Source organism: Streptomyces pactum, assembly GCF_016031615.1.
Taxonomy (GTDB): domain Bacteria; phylum Actinomycetota; class Actinomycetes; order Streptomycetales; family Streptomycetaceae; genus Streptomyces; species Streptomyces pactus.
In genome coordinates this window covers 4393299-4412500 of sequence record NZ_JACYXC010000001.1, presented here as the reverse complement: position 1 = coordinate 4412500, position 19202 = coordinate 4393299, and the positions used below count along the sequence as shown (strand labels likewise).

The following is a 19202-nucleotide window of genomic DNA, read 5'->3' as shown; positions in this document are numbered from 1 at the left end:
CCTGAGCCGTCGGCCCGCCCCCGCCCGTGCCGTCCCCCGGCCCGCCCGTTCTCCGCCTGCCATCGCACCCGCCGCCTTTCCACCGCGCTCGCGGCCCATTCTGGACGACCCGGGTGACCGGCCGTGCGGAGGGACGGGCCCGAGGACACCGACGGACGCGTTCCGCGGCGGGCGGACCGGCCGTCCGGGGAGCGGGAACCGGCCCCGGTCGGCCCGGGGGCGGAGGGATCGGTCCGGGGCAACATGGTCGGCCCGGACACCCCGGACGGCCCGGAGCAGCGAGGCCGGTCCGGCTCGGCCCGGGGGCAGCACGTGACCGGTTTCGGATCGGTCCCGAGGAGCGAGACCGGTCCGGGCTGGCCGGGGTGGGGACATCGGTCCGGGGCGCCCCGGCGCGGGAGCACCGGCCCGGGGCAGGAGCCGGCCGGCGCGGGCACGAACGGGCGGCGCGGGAGCACCGGCCCGGAGCGGGCGCGGTCGGGCGGCGCGGGCACGAACGGGCGGCGCGGGCGCGGACGGGCGGCGTGAGTGGTCCGGGCCGAGGCGTCGGCGGGGAAGCCAGGGGCGGATGAGCCGTAGGGGTCTGGCCGGTCCCGAGAGAGCCGGACAGGACCCGAGAGGGCCGTGGAGAGGCCGCCGGAGAGGAGGTGGAGCCGAGGGGGCTCGGGTCGAGCAGGTACCGAGAGGAGGGCCGAGGTGTCGGAAGGCAGGTGATCGAGGGCGACGTGATCGTGGGCGTGGCCGGGGTGATCGGGGGTGGAGCGGCCGGCGACGGAGTGACCGGGAGTGATCGAGGGGCGGGGTGATCGAGGGGCGGGGTGATTGAGGGTGAAACGGCCGGGGCGGAGTGGCGGAGGCTGGAGTGGTCGGGAGCGGGGTGATCGGGGGTGGAAATGGCAGCGGCGGGGGGCGCCGGGCGGGGGGCGTCAGTCGAGTACGTCGAGGGGGTAGCGGTTGCTCTCCGCACCGGAGGCGGTGATCACCTGCACCTCCGTCCGCCCGGGTTCGACCTCCACCGGGACGGGGACGATCAGTACCGAGTCGGTCGGATTGGTGAAGCCGCCCACCACCGGGACCAGCGGCACATGGACGTGGACGCTTCCGATCCGCACCACGGTCCGGGCCAGCCGGTCGGCGGGGAGCGCGCCCGGCGGCACGAAACCGTTGCCCCGGATCTCGATGTCGTCGCCCGTACGGATCGGCCCGTTCAGGTCGCCCGCCTCACGGACCCGGACCACCGACAGCACCGTGGGCCGCCCGGCCTCGGCGTACTTGCCCGCCAGGCAGGTCACCGCGGAGACCACGGCGAGCACCGCGATCGGCCAGGGCAGCGTGGGCAGCCGGTCCGGTTCCCGGGCCAGCAGGACGCCGGCGAAGAGCGCGACCACCACGTTCAGCAGCACGTACTGGGCGTCGGTGAGACTGCCCCGTCCGGCGTCGTCGGTGATCAGGTCGGCCGGGCGGGGGCGGTCGGCCCGCACCTTCTGGGCCCGGTGCGCCCGGACCCGGTTGGCCACCACCAGGCGGGCGAGGACCGCGACCGCGCAGCTCAGCCCGGTGACCGTGAGCAGGGCGGCGGAACCGGCCGGCTCCGGTCCGCCGGCGTCGGAGTCCACCGCCCGTTCCACGGCCAGCACCAGCACCGCGTACCCGACGAGGAGGAGCCAGCCGGCGGCCACCGCCCGCGAGGTGGAGAGCCGGTTGTCCTCGCCGATGAGCGGGGCGAGCAGACCGCCACGGGACCGGTGCGGCCAGGACACGGCCGTCAGCAGACCACCGGTGACCAGCGCGGCGACCAGCCCGGCCGTGCGGGAAGTGGTCCAGCCGTCGGTGGCGAGCGCCGACACCAGCTGGGCCAGGAGCAGCACCCCGATCGCCGCCCACACCCCGGCGAGGACCCGTCGCCACACCGCGGCGAGCCACGCCTCGCACGCCTCCCGGGCGCGTTCGGTGACCGCGGCGGCGGCGCGGGTGAGTTCGTCGGAGACCCACTGGCGGGACGCCTCGGCGGAGTGGGCGACCACCGCGGGCAGTCCGTGCCCGGCGGCGAGCCGGTCCCGGAGCGCGGCGAAGTCGGCCTCCGCCCGGCGGTGTGCCGCGCGCGCTCCCTGCGGGCAGCGGCAGCCGCGTTCCGGCACGGTGCCGGCAGCGTCGGGGGAACCGGTGGCGCCGGCCGAGCCGACCACACCCGGCACACCGGTCGAGCGGGCGCGGTGCCCGCCCGGTACCGGGGTGGCTGCGCCGGCGTCACGGGAACGTGTGCCGCCGGTGCCGGGGGGCCCGGACGGGTCCGGGGGCGGCGGGGCGGCGTCCGGTGGGGCGGACGGACGCGGCAGGCCGGCCGTGGCCGGTGGTGTCGTCGGGGGCGGGCGGATAGGGCGGCGGGGGGCCCGGCGCCCCCGGGGGTCCCGGCCACCGCCGCGCCCCTGCGGCCGTGCGCCGCCGGTCGTGGCATCCTTCGCCTGGTCCACCGCCACGGGCTCTCCCCACTGTCGAACTTCGGCGGGAATTGTGCCGCATTCCCGGCAGCCGTCAGGCGGCTTCAGGTCAATAACTCCGGTTCGCTGCGGGTGATGTCCTCGTACAGGGCCTGATAGTTGATCCACGCCGCGAGATCACTGCCGATCTGGTCCCGGGTCTCCACCGCGCTCCGCCGGTCGATGGGGACCGGCCGCCCCGCGGCCTTCGCCGCGAGCTGGACGTGGCACGCCTGTTCCATCGTGATGAACCACCAGGCCGCCGCGTCCACCGAGTCACCGACCGTCAACAGACCGTGATTGCGCAGGATGAGGGCCTTGTACGGGCCGAGGGCGGCGGCGACGGCCCGGGCCTCGGCCGGGTCCACCACGGCTCCGGTGTAGCGGTCGAAGAGCGCGTGGTCCTCGAAGAAGGCACAGGCGTCCTGGGTGAGGGGCTCCAGCGGTTCACCGAGTGCGGCCAGCACCCGGCCGTGCGGGGAGCGGGTGTGGGCGACGGCCGCCACGGCTGGCCGCGCCCGGTACACGTGCGAGTGAATGATGAACGCCGCCTGGTTGACGTGATAGCGCCCCTCGACGACCTGGCCCGCCTCATTCACCATGATCAGGTCGCTGACGGTGAGGTGCCGGAACGGCAGGCCGAACGGGTTCGCCCAGAAACAGTCGGGGTACTCCGGGTCCCGCACCGTGATGAGTCCCGCCACGCCCTCCTCGAAGCCGTAGCGGCCGAAGAGGCGGAGCGCGCCCGCCAGCCGCTCCTGCCGGTACCGCCGTTCGCCCTCCACCGAGTCGTGCTGCGGCGGCATGGCGAAGTGCAACTGGTCGAGGGGTATCGGCTCGGGCACGGCGGCTTGCTCCTTCACGTCCGATGACTCGAAACGGAAGCTACCGCCGGGCCCTTGGGGGTGCCCATAGTCGTGCGTGCACTGATCGCACGGGGCGGGTCGGACGTTCCGGTTCCGGGCACGGGCGACCTGGGGTGAGGGCGGTGAGCGGCCGGCGGCTTCCCGGCCGGGACCGCTCCCGGTCGGGCTCGGCCCGGACGCTCCTGCCCTGGCTCGCCCCGGCCCGGACCGCTTCCGGTCCGGGGAGGCCGGGGGCCGCGGGCGCATCCCGCCGCGGACCGGGTCCGGGGCTTCCGGGCGGAGGCCGGGTCGCGGACGAGGAGGTACCGGTGGGCGGGGGGCCGGTACGGGCGGGTACGCCGGCGCCGTCAGCCACGGACAGGAACGGCGGCTCTGGTCCACCTCCCGCGGAGGCTCACGGAAAGTGATGTCAGCCCTGTGTGGTGGGATGGCCGGACTCTGCCGCCGACCCGCCAGGAGGCCGTCGTGACGCCTGTGTATCCGTCCCTGACCCGTGCCTTGGCCGAGGCCCTGGTCGATGTCCTGTGGTTCATCGAGGGCAGCGAGGACGAACAGATGGATCCGGACGACGCGGTCAAGGTGCTGGAGGGCGTCGGCCACGTGGTCGGCACGCTGCCGGACAACCAGCGGCAGGAGTTGCTCGAACTGGTCGCGGAGATGACAGCCGCCGAGACCGACCCGTCCCGGCGCGCGTTCCTGGAGGAGTTCTCGGAAGGCTTCGGGCTGACCGAGGATGCGTCGTGAGCGGCGTCACGGATGGAGCGGGACGTGCTCGCGCGGAGTGTGCGGGCCGGCCCGGCCGGCCATCCGGCACTGCGGTCCTCGGCCCGGGTTGACGCTCCCCGGTCGGGCCCGGTCGTGCCGCGGGCGGACCGGACCCGGGAGCAGGACCGGCCGGACCGGCCGGACCCACGAGGGCGGGCGGCGACCCCGGCGGCAGCCGATCAGCCCTGGAGATGCGGGCCCTCACCTCACAGTGAGGTGGGCTGTCGCCTCACGAGAGAGGCGGGCCGATGCCTCACGGAGAGGCGAGCCGACACCTCATGGAGAGGCGGGCCGGTGCCGTCGGCTCCGGCCCGCGGCCCGGTCGCCCGGGAAGCCGGCGGCTTCCCGGGGCCGGTGGCTCCCGGGGCTACCGGGCCCCGGAAGCGGGGAGTGCGGTCACTCCCACTCGATGGTGCCCGGCGGCTTGCTGGTGATGTCCAGCACCACGCGGTTGACCTCGTCCACCTCGTTGGTGATCCGGGTGGAGATCCGGCCCAGCACGTCGTACGGCAGGCGGGACCAGTCGGCCGTCATGGCGTCCTCGGAGGAGACCGGACGGAGCACGATCGGGTGGCCGTAGGTGCGGCCGTCACCCTGCACGCCCACGCTGCGCACATCGGCGAGGAGGACCACCGGGCACTGCCAGATGTCCCGGTCCAGGCCGGCCGCGGTCAGCTCCTCGCGGGCGATGGCGTCGGCCTCACGGAGCAGGTCCAGCCGCTCCTTGGTGACCTCGCCGACGATCCGGATGCCGAGCCCCGGGCCGGGGAACGGCTGGCGCTGGACGATCTCGTCCGGGAGGCCCAGCTCCTGGCCGACCATCCGGACCTCGTCCTTGAACAGCTGGCGGAGCGGCTCGATGAGCTTGAACTCCAGGTCCTCGGGGAGCCCGCCGACGTTGTGGTGCGACTTGATGTTCGCGGTGCCGGTGCCGCCGCCGGACTCGACCACGTCCGGGTAGAGCGTGCCCTGCACCAGGAACTCCACGGCCTCCGCGCCGCTGCCCGCCTCGGCGATGATCTCGGCCTGGGCCTGCTCGAAGACCCGGATGAACTCCCGGCCGATGATCTTGCGCTTCTCCTCCGGGTCGGAGACGCCCTTGAGGGCGTTGAGGAAGCGCTCCTCGGCGTCGACGACCTTCAGCTGCACGCCGGTGGCCGCGACGAAGTCCTTCTCGACCTGCTCGGTCTCGCCCTTGCGCATCAGACCGTGATCCACGTAGACGCAGGTCAGCTGGTCGCCGATGGCGCGCTGGACCAGTGCCGCGGCGACCGCGGAGTCCACGCCGCCGGACAGGCCGCAAATCGCGCGCTTGGTGCCCACCTGCTCGCGGATCGCGGCGACCTGCTCCTCGATCACGTTCCCGGTGGTCCAGGACGGCTCGATGCCGGCACCCCGGTACAGGAAGTGCTCCAGCACCTGCTGGCCGTAGGTGGAGTGCATGACCTCCGGGTGGTGCTGGACGCCGTACAGCTTCTTCTCGTCGTTCTCGAAGGCGGCGACCGGCACCAGGTCGGTGGAGGCGGTGACCGCGAAGCCCTCGGGGGCGGCGGAGCAGGCGTCGCCGTGCGACATCCACACCGTCTGCTCGGCCGGGGTGCCCTCGAAGAGGGTGGAGCTGGTCTTGGTGACGGTCAGCGGGGTGCGGCCGTACTCCCGGGCACCGGTGTTGTCCACCGTGCCGCCGAGGGTGGTGGCCATGAGCTGGAACCCGTAGCACATGCCGAAGATCGGCACCCCGGCTTCGAAGATCGAACGGTCCAGGGTGGGGGCGCCCTCGGCGTAGACCGAGGAGGGACCGCCGGAGAGGATGATCGCCTTGGGGTTCTTGGCGAGCATCTCGTCAACCGGCATGGTGGACGGCACGATCTCGCTGTAGACGCGCGCCTCTCGGACTCGGCGGGCGATGAGCTGGGCGTACTGCGCGCCGAAATCGACGACCAGAACGGTGTCGGGGGCGGCAGCGGGGGACGCTGAGGGCACTTCGGCGGCCTTCCGGCGGTGGAACGTAAGGGTTTGGACTTTCGATTCTAACCGGCTCATACTGTGACCCATGTCAACGCAGCTGTCCTTCGTCTTTACCTATGGCACCGGCCCGTCCGGCTGCCATGGTCGTGCTGCGTGATCGACTGATCAGCGACTTCCCAGGCGCCCCGGGCCGACAAGGCCCGGGGCGCCTGCTGTGTTTCCGGTCCGGGTCGGCCCGTCGGCAACGATCCCCATGGAGCACACAGTGAACACAGTGACCACGGCGAGCACGGTGACCACGGCGAGCACAGTGATGAGCGGCACTCCCCGGCCGGCCGCCGACGGCCGGGTCCGGACCGCCCCCGCCACGGACGCCACCCCCGCCCCCGCCGGCCCCACCTCCGTCACGACCCCCGGCGCCCCCACGGACGCCACCTCGGGCGCCGCCACGGCTCCGGGCGCCTCCGCCGCCGCTTCCGGTGTCCCCACCACCGGCATCCCGGAGGGCCGGGCGGGGATCGACCGGCTGGACGGGCAGATCATCGCCCTGATCCAGGAGCGGATGGCGGTCTCGGCCGGGATCCAGCGGTCCCGGCTCGCCTCCGGGGGCCGCCGGGTGGACCTGACCCGGGAGATGGAGATCCTCGGCCGCTACCGCGAGGCGCTGGGCAAGCCGGGTACGACGCTCGCCATGACCCTGCTGGAGCTGTGCCGGGGCCGCGCCTGAGGCACGGCACGGCCACACCGGCGGGCCGCGGGCCGTGGCGGAACGGACCGGCGGAGCCGCAACCGGCGGGCCCGGGCGGGGCGGGCCCGCGGACAGGGCCGGGATGCACGCGGAGGGACGGCCGGATGTTCGGGAGGCGTCACCCGTACGGCGCGTCACCCGTACGGCGCGTGACCCTGTCCCTCCGGGACCTCGTTGAGCCCGGTGTCCGCGCCGCACCCGCCCTCCCTCCCGGGCGGCGGCCGGACGTAGCGCACCATCCACACCGAAGATCCACCCCCGCACGCGTACCGGCTTCCGCCCTCCCCTCCCGGAGGCCGGTACGCGTGGCCAGATTCGCCGGAACGATGAGACGCGACTCCCGCAATGGCACGGGAGGTGCGCGTCGTGGGACCTCGTTCCGGCGCGGTGATTCGGTCGGCAGGGGACAGCAGCCCGGTCATCATCCAAAGAACGGTCGGTCCCGGGGACGCCTGGGACCGGCCGTGTTTCTCTCCTCACTCTCCCCTCCCCCTCCTGCATCCCCTCCCCTCCGTACCCCCTGGCGGGTTTTACACCCCCTGACGACGCCTCCGCGCCCCAGAGGCCCCGCCCCCCAGGAGCCCCCCACCCCTTCCCCTCCCACTCCCCCTTGCTCCCCGGTTCCACCTCGCGGGGGTACCGGGAACGCCCGGCCCGGGAGGGGCCGGGCCCGGCGGCACGGTCCGGCGGAGGCCCATGACCTGGGGTGATGCGCGCCGGGAGGGCCCGGGAGTGGGGGTGACCGGCGTCGGGCGACGGTGAGCCACATCACGGCACGCGTTTCGATTCCGGGTGCAACCTTTTCCCCCGAGCACTGGTCATGTACGTGCAAACGCACGGCCACATCGCGCCCCACCGCGCCGGCCTCCCAAGCAGCCGCTGCTCGACAGCAGCAGCGTGTACGGACCCCGAATGAGGTCTTCATGAAGCTTCGCCGCGCTCTCGCGGCCGTCGCAGCGACGGCCGCCATCGCCCCTGCCGCGCTTCTCGCGGCGCCGGCCGCGTACGCCTCCGAGCCGACGACCCCGGCGCCTTCCCCCACGTCCTCGGAAGCGGCCTCGGAGCCGACGCAGCCCGAGCCCACCCCCGGCTCCCGGTTCGACCACCGACGCGCCGACCCCGACCGGTACGCCCACCCCCACCGGCACCCCCGACGACCGAGGCGCCGACGCCGACCGGGACGCCCACCCCTCACCGGCACGCCCACCGGCACCCCCCACCACGACCCCGACGCCGACGCCGACCCCGACCGAGGAAGACCCCGTCTGCGAGGACGAGTCCGACGAGGCGCTGGTCAGCACCACCCTGCGCGGACTGCCGAGCAAGGTCGTCGCCGGTTCCGGCTGGGTCAACTTCACCTTCCGTACCGCCAACATCTCCGACAAGACGATGAAGTCGGTGGACGCGTACGTGGCCCTCGGCGCGATCGACGCCGAGGACTTCGAGGACGTCTCGAAGTACCTCACCGTGGAGTGGTACGACGAGGGCGCGGGCTGGAAGCCGGTGGACGACGAGGTCGGCTACTTCGCCTCGATCACCGAGCTGAAGCCCAACGAGTACTCGGACGCCAAGCTGCGTCTGAAGGTGGACGCCAAGACCCCGGGCAGCTACGGCTTCGCCATGGCCATCGGCGCCTACCACGACGAGGACGACCTCTGCGGCTTCTCGGAGTACATGGATTACGAGTTCGACGTCCTGGTCGCGGGCACCAAGCCGGGCACCGAGGTGCCGCCGGCCGAGGGCAAGCCGAGCACCGAGAAGCCCAAGCCGGCCCCGCAGGGCGGCCTGGAGGAGCTGCCGGTGACCGGTGAGCTGGCCGAGACCGGTTCCTCCTCCGCGCTGCCGACGATCGCCGTGATCGGTGGCGTCGCGATGGCCGCGGGCGCGGGTGCGATCTTCGTCGTGCGCCGCCGCCGTGGCGCCGGTGCCGCCGCGTAACGGAGCACCGCGGGAGCACCACCACCCGTGCCGCACCGGGCTCACCGGCCACGTGCCGGTGAGCGCCGGCGGACGATGAGCGAGGGGCCGTACCCGGATGCGACATCCGGGTACGGCCCCTCGCCTCGTGGAGCCGCCCGTTCACAGCGGTCCGGGCAGCCCGGTCCCCGTCCCCGCCCCCGTACCCGGGCCCGTTCCGGCCGCCGGTTCCTCCGCGCGGCGGGGCGGGACGGTGGGGACCGGGAGGGTCACCGGCAGCCGCAGGGCGCCGAAGGCGTCCGCCGGGACCGCCGGGTGCCGTGGGGCGACCGGGGCCACCGGCCGGTACCGCTCACCCTGCCGCGGGCGCGGGTCCGGCTCGCCGTTGTTCGGCCAGAGCGCCATCGCCCGTTCGGCCTGGGCGGTGATGGTCAGCGACGGGTTGACACCCAGGTTGGCGGAGACCGACGCCCCGTCCACCACCGAGATGCCGGGGTACCCGAAGAGCCGGTGGTAGGGGTCGATCACCCCGTGCTCCGGGTCCTCCCCGATGGGGCAGCCGCCCAGGAAGTGGGCGGTGAGCGGCGTGCCCATCAGCTCTCCGACGTTGCTGCCGGCGATGCCGTTGATGGACTCGGCGAGCAGCCGCGCGCCCTCCGCGCCCTGGGGGATGTGGTCGGGGTTGGGCTGTCCGTGCCCCTGCCGGGCGGTGAGCAGTCCCTTGCCCAGCCCCCTGGGCTTGCGGTAGGTGGTCAGCGAGTTGTCGTGCGTCTGCATGACCAGCCCGATGATGGTCCGCTCCGACCAGCGGTGGTAGTTGAACATCCGTACCGCGTCGCCCGGACGCCGCAGGTTCGCCCCGATGAACCGCAGCAGCCGGGGCGCCCGGCCGCCGTACGGGATCTGGAGGATGGACAGCGGGGCCATGGCGTTGGAGCCCTTGCCGTACCGGACCGGCTCGATGTGCGTGGTCTCGTCGGGGTGGATGGACGAGGTGATCGCCACCCCCCGGGTGAAGTCGACCTTCCCGCCGAACTCCACCCGGACCCCGCCCCGCTTGCGGCGGTACCGCCGGTCGGTGGTCTGCGCACCCACCAGCGCCTCGGAGTTGGTGCGGGTCAGCACGCCCAGCCGGGGCGAGACGCGCGGCAGCAGCCCCTCGTCGCGCATCCGGTGCAGCAGCGTCTGGGTGCCGTAGGTGCCCGCGGCCAGCACCACCCGGCGCGCCCGGAACACCCGCCGCGGGCCCCTGCGGCGGCGGTCGGTGGGGACGGCCACCACCCGGTAGCCGCCCGCCGGGTCCTCGGACAGGGCGACCGCGGTGGTCATCGGGTGCACCACCGCCCCGGCCCGTTCGGCGAGGTGGAGGTAGTTCTCGTTCAGGGTGTTCTTGGCCCCGTGCCGGCAGCCGGTCATGCACTCGCCGCACTCGGTGCAGGCCCGCCGGGACGGGCCCACGCCGCCGAAGTACGGGTCGGGGACCGTCTCGCCCGGCTCGGCGCGCACCGTTCCGCCGGCGTCGTCGCCGTCGCCGAAGAACACCCCCACCGGGGCCATGTGGAAGGTGTCGCCGACCCCCATCCGCTCCGCGGCGTCCTTCAGGTGGACGTCGGAGGGGGTCATCGTCCGGTTCAGCCGCACCCCGAGCATCCGCCGCGCCTGGTCGTAGTACGGCTTGAGCTCCCGCTGCCAGTCGGTGATGTGCCCCCACTGCGGGTCCTGGAAGAACGGCCGGGGCGGTACGTAGAGGGTGTTGGCGTAGTTGAGCGAACCGCCCCCCACCCCGGCCCCGGCGAGCACCATCACCTTGCCCAGCACATGGATGCGCTGGATGCCGTAGAGGCCGAGGGCCGGCGCCCACAGGTACTTCCGCAGGTCCCAGGAGTTCTTCGGCAGCGTCTCCCGGGTGTAGCGGCGGCCCGCCTCCAGCACCCCGACCCGGTACCCCTTCTCGGTGAGCCGCAGCGCGGACACCGATCCGCCGAAGCCGGAGCCGATGACGAGGACGTCGTAGTCGAAGCCGTCGCCGGGACCGTCACCGCGGTCGTCGCCATCGCGGGGACCGTCGCCGTCACCGGGACCGTCGCCGTCGCCGTCGCCGTCGCCGTCGCCGTTGCCGTTGCCGTTGCCGTCCCGGGGAGCGTCGTCGCGGCCGTCGTCGTAGCCGTCGCGCGGACCCTCGCCCCGGCCGTCCCGGGGGTCGTCGCCGCGGCCCTCCCGGGGGTCGTCGCCGTGGCCGTCACGGGGATCGTCGCCGGGGCCGCCGTCCGCGGCCCGGTCCCGATCCGCGCCGGGGTGCGGGGCGGCGGCGGACGCGGGCCCTTCCGGCCCGGCGGCGGGCGCGGCCTCACCGGTCCCGGGCGCGGGTACGGGGCCGGCGTCGGCCGGGTGGTGGTGGCCGGCGCGGGGCCGGCCGGCCGGTTTCCGGGCGCGGTTGACCGGGGACACGGGTACCTCCATCGGCTGCGCCCTGCCCCCGGAGGCGGTCGGGGGACGGTGACGGGGAGAGCGGGTTCGACGGGGACAGCGGGTTCGGCGGGACCATCCCGGGAGGGGGCCGGGCGGGACGGGCGTGGGGCGGGGGGCCGGAGCGGGCCCCGGGGCGGGGGCCGGACCGGACGTGTACAACGCGGAGCCGGAGGGGCGGGGGCGGGCCCGGCGGGAGCGGGCCGGGCCCCAGGGCGGCCGGCGGGCCCGGATGGTGCCGGGCCCGCCGGGTCGTGGCGGGTCAGCGCAGGCGCAGGGTCCTCATCACCCGCAGGCTGCGGCTGAGGAAGGCGGCGTACTTCTCGTCGTCCATGCCGAACGCCGGGGCGAGCGGCATCACCCGCTGGTGGGCCACGGTCTGCGCCTCGGTGAACTTCAGGATGCCCTCGGAGCCGTGGCGGCGGCCCAGGCCCGAATCGCCCATGCCACCCATCGGCGCGCGGACGCTGCCGTACGCCGCGGCGTAGCCCTCGTTGACGTTGACCGTGCCGGCGCGGAGCCGGGCGGCCACCGCGCGGGCGCGCCGGCCGTCCTTCGACCAGACGCTGGCGTTGAGCCCGTACCGGGTGGCGTTGGCCAGCTCCACCGCCTCGTCCTCGTCGGTGAACCGGTACACCGACACCACCGGGCCGAAGGTCTCCTCCCCGCAGACCGCCATGGGCTCCTCCACGCCCTCCAGGATGGTGGGTTCGAAGAAGAGCGGGCCGACGTCCGGGCGGGGGCGGCCCCCAGTGATCACGGTGGCGCCCTTGTCCACGGCGTCCCGCACGTGGCGGGTGACGGTCTCCAGCTGACGGGCGGAGACCAGGGAGCCCATGTCCGCGCCGTACGCCAGCGCGGTGCCCAGCCGCATCGCCCGGGTACGGGCGGCGAACCGGGATACGAAGTCGTCGGCCACCGAGGCGTGGACGTACAGCCGCTCGATGGAGATGCACAGCTGGCCGGCGGAGGAGAAGCAGGCGCGCACCGCGCCGGCCGCGGCCTTGTCCAGGTCGGCGTCGCGGAGCACCAGCATGGCGTTCTTGCCGCCCAGCTCCAGTGAGCAGCCCACCAGGCGCCCGGCGGCGCTGCGCGCCACCTCGCGGCCGGTGGCGGTGGAGCCGGTGAAGGCGACGTAGTCGCCGCGCTCCACCACCGCGGGGCCGATCACCGGGCCCTCGCCGACCACGATCTGCCAGACCTCGGCCGGGAGTCCGGCCTCGATCAGCAGCTCGCGCGCCCACAGCGCGGTGAGCGCGGTCTGGGTGTCGGGCTTCATCACCACGGCGTTGCCGGAGACGAAGGCGGGCAGCGCGTCGCCGACCGACAGCTCCAGCGGGTAGTTCCACGGCACGATCTGGGCCACCACGCCGCGCGGCTGGCGCAGTTCGGTGACCTTGGTGAGGGTGGGGATGACCCCGAGGTGGGACTTCGGCCGCAGGTAGGCGGCGGCCTTCAGCCCGTAGTGGCGGGCGGCGACCGCCACGCCCTGGATCTCCTCGTGCGCGTGCAGCCGGGTCTTGCCGGTCTCCAGCTGGATGATGTCGAGGATCTCCGACTGCCGCCGCAGCAGCAGGTCGTGGAAGCGGAGCAGCACCGCGGCACGGCGGCGCACCGGGGTGTCGGCCCACACCCGCTGGGCGTCGCGCGCCCGCTCGAAGGCGGTGGCGACGTCCTCGGGCGTGGACTCGGGGAGGTCGGCGAGCTTGTCGCCGGTGAACGGGGAGTGGTTGGCGGTCCAGGCCGCCGGCCCCCGCTTCCCGGACGGCTCACGGCCCGCCTCGGCCACCACACCGCGCACCAGCCGGGCGACGAGCTGGGCGGTGAGGACGTCGGCGGCGGTCCGGTGGCCGGGCGCGGCCACCGGATTGCCGTCGGCCGGCGGCCCGGCCGGGCCGCCGGCGGCCGGTGCGGTCACCGGTTCGGCCGGCGCGACGACCCGGTCGCCACCGTCCGGGCCACCCGCCGGGGCGGCGGCGTCGGGCGCGGCGACCGGGCTGCCGACGGCCGGGGCGGTGCCCGGCCGGGTCCCGTCGCCGCTGCCGGTCGGAGCGGTTGCGCTGTCTGGCGAGTCCGTCATGGGGTGAGGGTATTCCGGTCCCCGGGCTTTGGGTACCCGCCGGTAACTCCTTTGCCCAAATTGCGCCAGCAATCACTGGCACGGATCATCGTTCCTCCAGGTCAGCGAGGTTCCTCGGCGATCTCCAGGTGCTTCCGCGCGTCTTCGAACAGCTGATCCCCGATCGTCCGGGCGTCACCGGCGTCGGGCATGAAGACGCTCAGCTCCCAGACGATCTGCCGCTTCTTGTCCACCACGATGTGTTCCCGGACGCGGTGCCACAGATCGTCCTCGTCCGCGTTCTCGTACTGATAGGTGGTGGCGACCTCGATGGCGTCGTACCCCTCCTGGAACGACTCGGCCTTGGTGCTCCGGGCCCCGTCCATGTCGGTGTTCTCGTCGCTCCGGTACCACTCGATGAGCTGGTTCGCGGCGTCCGTGGCCGACTTGGCCTCGTTGCCGTCCTCACGGTCGGTCCGGGTCACCGAAATGGTGAACACCCCGCTGGGGTCGTTGTAGGTCACCGTGGTGCCGTCGCCGTCGTCGGGGTCGCCGTCGTCCACCGACCGCCGGTAGTCCCCGGGCACCGCCACCGAGGCCGAGACCACCTCCGGGTCCTCCCGCAGCGTCCAGCCGTCCGGCAGCCCCTCGTCGCCCGCGAAGGGGTTGAGCACGGCCAGCGTGACGGCTGCGGCCACCGCCAGCACCCCGGCGCCGAGGATGCCCTGCGCCTTGCGGTTGCGGTGCAGGACCGGCGGCACGAACCGGTTGCCGGTCCCCGCCCCGCCCGGTCCCGGCGCGGCGGCGGCGAGCAGGGTGGCCGGCGGCTGCGGCGGGTGCACCACGCTCTCCAGCATCCGGCGCGCCTCGGCGGCGGACGGCCGGGCCGCCGGGTCCTTGCGCAGCAGCTGCATGATCAGGGTGCCCAGGGCCCCGGTACCGCGCGCCGGGGTCTGCGGCTCGGCGGAGAGGATCGCCTGCAGGGTGGCCGGGGTGTGCGAGCGGCGGAACGGCGACATGCCCTCCACCGCCGCGTACAGCACCACGCCGAGCGACCACAGGTCGGACTCCGGGCCGGGCCGCTGGCCCAGCACCCGTTCGGGCGCGATGTACTCCGGCGAGCCGACGAAGGCCCCGGTCTCGGTCAGCCCCTGCTCGCCCTCGACCTGGGCGATGCCGAAGTCGGTGAGGACCACCCGGTCGTTCCGCCCGAGCAGCACGTTGTCCGGCTTCACGTCCCGGTGCAGTACGCCCTTGTCGTGCGCGGCGGCCAGCGCGCCCAGCACCGCCAGGCCGATCCGGGCCGCCTCCCGCGGGTCGAGCGTGCCCTCCGCCAGCCGGTCGGCGAGGGACTGACCGTGCACCAGCTCCATCACGATCCACGGCCGGTCGTCCTCGATCACCACGTCGTGGACCGTGACCACCGACGGGTGGTCGATCCGCGCCGCCGCCCGCGCCTCGCGCCGCATGCGCTGGTGGACGGTGTGCCGGTCACGCTCCGGCAGGGTCTCCGGGACCCGCGGCTCCTTGACCGCGACCTCCCGGTCCACCACCTGGTCGTGCGCCTTCCAGACGGTGCCCATCCCGCCGTGCCCCAGCCGGGACACCAGGCGGTACCGGCCGCCGATCACCCGGCCGGGGTCCGGCTGCGCCCCGGTGCGGGGGTCGGCCCCGGACCCGGCCACCGCCACCCCCGCCGGGGAGCCACCGGACGCCGGCACCGGCCCGCGGGGCTGCGGAACGGCGCCGGGGCCCGGCACGGGACCACCGGGGACGGGGCCACCGGGCACGGGACCGCCGGGTACCGGTGCGGCGCCGTAGGCCGCCCCGGCACCGGGCCCGGCCGGGTACCCCGCTCCGGCGCCCGGCGGAGGGACCGGCGCCGGTCCGCCGGGGTGCTCGGAACGATCCGACGGCTGGGCCGGCGTCGGTGGCTGGAGCCCGTAACTGGTGGGCTCTTCCGCCCGTCCCCCATGGTTCGTCATGGCTCCATCATTACCCGCCCCCCGGATGCCGCCGCCACCGAGGTGAGCCGCCGCGGGCCGCTCGTGACGGAGCTGTTGCGCACCCGTCCGGCCCGGGCCCCCGCCCAGGTCAGCCGCCGCCCGGTCCGGGTCCGCCGAGTCCGTCGAACGATGCGCCGCCGGCCCCGATTTGTCGCTTTGAGGGGCGTTTCCCGCGCCCGGACCGGACCCGTGGACATCACACATCCGGGTCCCTCGCATCACCGCACCGCCCGGGCCGGCGGCGCCGCGCGCGGACGGGGGCGGACGGTTGTTGGGCGGGAGCGGACGCGGGCGACGGAGGCGGACGGACGCGGGCCGGTGCGAGGGGTACGGAGGGTGCGAGGGGCGCGGGCATGCGCGGCGGGGGCGACCGGATACCGGGGACGGACACGGCACCGCCCCGTGGCGGGGGTCCACGGGGCGGTGGTCTCGGGGCAACAGGCTTCGGGGCAACGGGTCTCGGGAGACGGGCTCCGGCGCGGCCGCCCAAGGGGCCGGGGTCACGGGACCGGATCAGGGGCGGCGGCCACAGGGCCGGGGACCGGCGGACCGGCGGACCGGGTCACCGGACGGCCCGGCGGCCGGGGACGACCGCGCGGGTCAGCCCTTCGCCTTCCATGTGCGGGAGTCGGTGAGCAGCTTCCGCAGCTCCGGATCCTTCACCGCCGTGGTGCCGTCGGTGGCGCGGGCGGTGACGGTGTGCCGGCGGCCGTCGGCGCGCACGCCCAGGCTCCGGGGGGTGATCTCGGTCCGGCCCTTGGCCGCGGTGACCTCCTTGCCGTCCACCAGCCAGCTGACGGTGGCCGATTCCGGCACCTCCACCTTGAGCACGGTGGTGGCGCCGAGCACGGTGTCCTTGCCGGTACGGCTGGTCAGCACGCTCGCGTGCCGGTAGAAGCCCGCGATCATCGCCTCCCGCCCGGGCAGGTTGAACTCCCGCCCCAGGGTGCGCATGATCGAGTTCTCCGTGGGGCGGTTGATGCCCTTGGGGTAGTAGTCGCCGCCCTCGTACGCACCGACCGTGCCGCCGTCCGGCGAGGTCTGCCCGATCCAGCGGTACCACTTCTTCCGCTGTGCCGTGAGCTCCGCGGCGGTGAGCTTGGTGGCGTTGGAGGCGGCCGGTTCGGCGCCGGTGTACGTGCCGAACTCCGGGTAGAAGTACTCGTCGGCGAGCTTGCCCAGCGAATGGCCGGTCTCGTGGACGGCGACCTGGTCGGAGTCCGGGTGGTCGGACGAGGCGGTGGCCACGCCGTCGTAACCGGGCCGGGAGGTCAGGTCGTTGTAGCCGGCACCGCCGTACTTGGCCGAGTTGGACAGCACGATCACCAGGTCCGCGTCGGGGGCCTTGGCGGCGTACGTCTCCACCTTGGCGGTGTCCACGCACAGCAGCCGCTCCAGGTCGTCGCACCAGAAGTACGACCTCAGCGCGGTGTCCTTGACCACGTCCTTGGTGGGGTCGCCGGAGACCCCGGACTGCCGGGAGACCGCGTCCACCGACCAGACGTTGAACAGGTTCCGGTAGGTGGCGTACGGCTGCACCGCGGAGATCTCGGCCCACTTGGCGCGGACGTCGGCGTGGAAGTCCTCCTGCTGTTCCAGGGTGTAGCCGTCGCCGATGAAGACGACGTCCACCTTGTCGCCCTCCGCGCCCTTCCGCACGATCGGCGTCACCTCGCCGTCGGCGGCCTGCTGCGCCGGGGTGAGCGCGCCCTTGCCCTGGGCCAGCCGGTCCGGGGTGCGGGCCGGGACCAGGGTGTGGCGCGGGTGCGCGCCGGGGCCGGCGAAGTACTCGACCGGGATCTCCGTGTCCGTGCCCGCCGCGGCCGGTTCCGTCCCCGGCACGGCCCAGGGGCCGGAACCCGGGGACCTCCCGGTGGCCGGTCCCGCCCCGCCGCGCTCGGCCGCACCGGACGCCCCGGTGGCGGTACCGGCGGTCGCGGTGGCGGACGCGGTGGCCACCAGTGCGGCGCTCAGGACGACACCGGCGGCCAGGGACACGGCACGGGCACGGTGGCGTACGCGGTGGTGCGGGCGGTGCTGCTGGGCTCTGCGCACGGCGGGGCTCCCGAAGTCGACTCCGTAAGCGGTGAGTTAACTGGGGTTGAGTCCTCTGGTTAACCCGTCGCTCAACCTAGGGGGTCGGCGCGCCGCCCGGCAATGGGGTCGGTGCGGGGAATCCGAACAGGTGGACCCGGCGCGACCGCCCCCCGCCCGGGCCGGCGCGTGGGAGCGTGCGGGACGCCCTGGGCGCGCCGGGCACATCGAGGTGCGCCGGGTGCGGCCCTGTACCCACGTCACGCGCCCGGTCGCCCCGGACCGTCACCTGCGCGCCCATTGCGGCCCGTTGGCGCCGGTCCGTTCAGGCCGGTGCGGACCGCCGGGTCCCGATCGGCCCGCGCCGGGTCCCGGCCGGCCCGCCGGGACCCGGTCGGCCCGCGCCGGCCCCCGCCCGGGCGGTCAGGCGTCGCGGACCAGCTGCAGCAGCCGGTCCAGGACGCGGCGCCCGCCGGCCCGTACCCCGTCGTGCTCGAACTCGTCGGTCACCCAGGTGCGCAGGCCGCGGATGGCGCGGGCGGTGCGCAGCGAGTGCGCGGTGTCCACGAACAGGTCGTCGTGGTAGATCGCGGCCGCCACCGGCACCGTGTTGCGGGCGAGCCGGTCCGCGTCGTAGAGCGGCCCCCAGCCGGTGCGCGCCGCCAGGAGTTCGGCGGTGCGGCGGAGCGGACGGAGGGCGGCGTGGGTGTCGAGCATCCACGGGTGCACCGACTCCCCGGTGAGCAGCACCGGACGCCCCTCGGCCACCGCCGCGTGCGGGTCGAACCGCGGGAACTCCGCGCGCACCCGGTGCGCCGACCAGTTCGTGGCCCGGCCGTCCTGGGCGTAGATGGACTCGTGGAGCAGGGTGTAGAGGGGGCTGCCGGCCCGGGAGAGGACACCGGCCACCTGCTCGGTGAAGGCGTCGGCGAGCCGCTCGCCCTCCGGGGTGGGGACGAACGGGTCCTCCAGCAGGTGGTGGAGGCGGTGCGAGCCGTCGCCGGAGCCGAGGAGGATCCCCAGCTGCTGGAACGATTCAGCAGTGAGCCGGGACCCGTCCGGCAGCACCTCCTCGTGCGCCGCGAGGTGGGCCACCACGCGGCGCACGGTCTCCGCGTCCCCCGGGTACCGGTCGTAGTGCGCGAGCGTCTTGCGCTCCATGCGCGGGTACGCGGCGCGGTAGACCGCGTCCGCGTCCTCGTCGAGCGCGGGCAGACCTCCGGTGATCAGCACCGCCTCCAGCCCCTCCGGCGCCCGGCCGAGGTAGCTGACCGCGCAGAAGCCGCCGAAGCTCTGGCCCAGAACGGTCCACGGCCGGCCGCCGGTGAGCTGCCGGCGGATCAGCTCGCAGTCCTGGACGATGGCGTCCGCACGGAAGTGCGCGAGGTAGGCGGCCTGCTCCTCCGGCGTGCCGCGCAGCGGCAGCGTCTGCCGGTTCGCGGGGGTGGAGCGGCCGGTGCCGCGCTGGTCCAGCAGCAGCACCCGGTACTCGTCCAGCGCCCGGTCCAGCCAGCCGGAACGGCCCACCGGCCGGTCGGCGCCGAAGCCGGGACCGCCCTGGAGGTAGAGCAGCCACGGCAGGTCCGCGCGCGGCCGCCCGGCGCCGTCCGTGTTCCCGGTCGCGACGACCTCCCGTGCGTAAAGGGTGATCCTCTCCCCCTCCGGCGCCGTATGGTCGAGCGGGACGTCGAAGTGGTGGTCGGTGAGGACCAGTCCGGGCTGCCGGACGGTCCTGGTCCCCCGCGGTCCGGGGCCCGGACGGGCGTGCGAGTCGGCCGGGCCCGCGTGCGGGGCGACCGTACTCCCGTGCGGGCCGTTCACCGGCTCGGGGGACGAAGCGAACTCCTGCCCGGAGGGCTCACCGGAAGCCATCGCCTTCGACATCTTTCAATCCTC

At 74.7% G+C, this 19202-nt stretch carries 11 protein-coding genes; 3 read left to right on the top strand and 8 right to left on the bottom strand.

The features are described 5' to 3' along the window. Window positions 1-926 precede the first annotated feature (926 nt). The gene (locus IHE55_RS17435; protein WP_372442766.1) at window positions 927-2186 is read right to left on the bottom strand and encodes a hypothetical protein; all 1260 of its coding nucleotides are present in this window, start codon (window positions 2184-2186) and stop codon (window positions 927-929) included. A gap of 356 nt (window positions 2187-2542) precedes the next feature. Next, the gene (locus IHE55_RS17430) at window positions 2543-3340 is read right to left on the bottom strand and encodes a class II aldolase/adducin family protein (protein WP_307826706.1); all 798 of its coding nucleotides are present in this window, start codon (window positions 3338-3340) and stop codon (window positions 2543-2545) included. A gap of 468 nt (window positions 3341-3808) precedes the next feature. On the opposite strand from IHE55_RS17430, the gene IHE55_RS17425 reads away from it, so the two are divergent. Continuing rightward, the gene (locus IHE55_RS17425; protein WP_197989865.1) at window positions 3809-4087 is read left to right on the top strand and encodes a hypothetical protein; all 279 of its coding nucleotides are present in this window, start codon (window positions 3809-3811) and stop codon (window positions 4085-4087) included. Window positions 4088-4504: 417 nt separating this feature from the next. Here IHE55_RS17425 and guaA read toward each other — a convergent pair whose 3' ends face one another. After that, the gene (guaA, locus tag IHE55_RS17420) at window positions 4505-6091 is read right to left on the bottom strand and encodes a glutamine-hydrolyzing GMP synthase (RefSeq protein WP_197989864.1); all 1587 of its coding nucleotides are present in this window, start codon (window positions 6089-6091) and stop codon (window positions 4505-4507) included. 298 nt (window positions 6092-6389) lie between these two features. Here guaA and IHE55_RS17415 point away from each other — a divergent pair, with 298 nt between their 5' ends. Further along, window positions 6390-6803: a chorismate mutase gene (locus IHE55_RS17415; RefSeq protein WP_197992072.1), complete on the top strand. Its 414-nt coding sequence runs from the start codon at window positions 6390-6392 to the stop codon at window positions 6801-6803. Between the two features lie 1410 nt (window positions 6804-8213). Beyond that, window positions 8214-8762: an LAETG motif-containing sortase-dependent surface protein gene (locus tag IHE55_RS17410; RefSeq protein ID WP_197989863.1), complete on the top strand. Its 549-nt coding sequence runs from the start codon at window positions 8214-8216 to the stop codon at window positions 8760-8762. A 141-nt stretch (window positions 8763-8903) separates the two neighbouring features. Here the strand turns inward: IHE55_RS17410 and IHE55_RS17405 are convergent, their stop codons facing one another. The 5 genes from IHE55_RS17405 to IHE55_RS17385 form a co-directional block, all read right to left on the bottom strand. Continuing rightward, window positions 8904-10739 (bottom strand): GMC family oxidoreductase, encoded by a 1836-nt coding sequence (locus IHE55_RS17405; RefSeq protein WP_197992071.1) that lies wholly within the window; start codon window positions 10737-10739, stop codon window positions 8904-8906. Between the two features lie 730 nt (window positions 10740-11469). After that, window positions 11470-13287, bottom strand: coding sequence for a succinic semialdehyde dehydrogenase (locus IHE55_RS17400; RefSeq protein WP_232265600.1), 1818 nt, complete (start codon window positions 13285-13287; stop codon window positions 11470-11472). Window positions 13288-13388: 101 nt separating this feature from the next. After that, complete coding sequence (locus tag IHE55_RS17395) at window positions 13389-15251, bottom strand: serine/threonine-protein kinase (RefSeq protein WP_197989862.1); 1863 nt, start codon at window positions 15249-15251, stop codon at window positions 13389-13391. A gap of 621 nt (window positions 15252-15872) precedes the next feature. Next, window positions 15873-17327 (bottom strand): M64 family metallopeptidase, encoded by a 1455-nt coding sequence (locus IHE55_RS17390; RefSeq protein ID WP_307826705.1) that lies wholly within the window; start codon window positions 17325-17327, stop codon window positions 15873-15875. A 402-nt stretch (window positions 17328-17729) separates the two neighbouring features. Continuing rightward, complete coding sequence (locus IHE55_RS17385) at window positions 17730-19190, bottom strand: alpha/beta fold hydrolase (RefSeq protein WP_232265599.1); 1461 nt, start codon at window positions 19188-19190, stop codon at window positions 17730-17732. Window positions 19191-19202: the final 12 nt, after the last annotated feature.

Bases quoted from the DNA above. Each gene is read 5' to 3' on its own strand.
- IHE55_RS17415 (WP_197992072.1), top strand. From the start codon at position 6,390: ATGAGCGGCACTCCCCGGCCGGCCGCCGACGGCCGGGTCCGGACCGCC.
- IHE55_RS17410 (WP_197989863.1), top strand. From the start codon at position 8,214: ATGAAGTCGGTGGACGCGTACGTGGCCCTCGGCGCGATCGACGCCGAG.
- IHE55_RS17400 (WP_232265600.1), bottom strand. From the start codon at position 13,287: ATGACGGACTCGCCAGACAGCGCAACCGCTCCGACCGGCAGCGGCGAC.
- IHE55_RS17395 (WP_197989862.1), bottom strand. From the start codon at position 15,251: ATGACGAACCATGGGGGACGGGCGGAAGAGCCCACCAGTTACGGGCTC.
- IHE55_RS17385 (WP_232265599.1), bottom strand. From the start codon at position 19,190: ATGTCGAAGGCGATGGCTTCCGGTGAGCCCTCCGGGCAGGAGTTCGCT.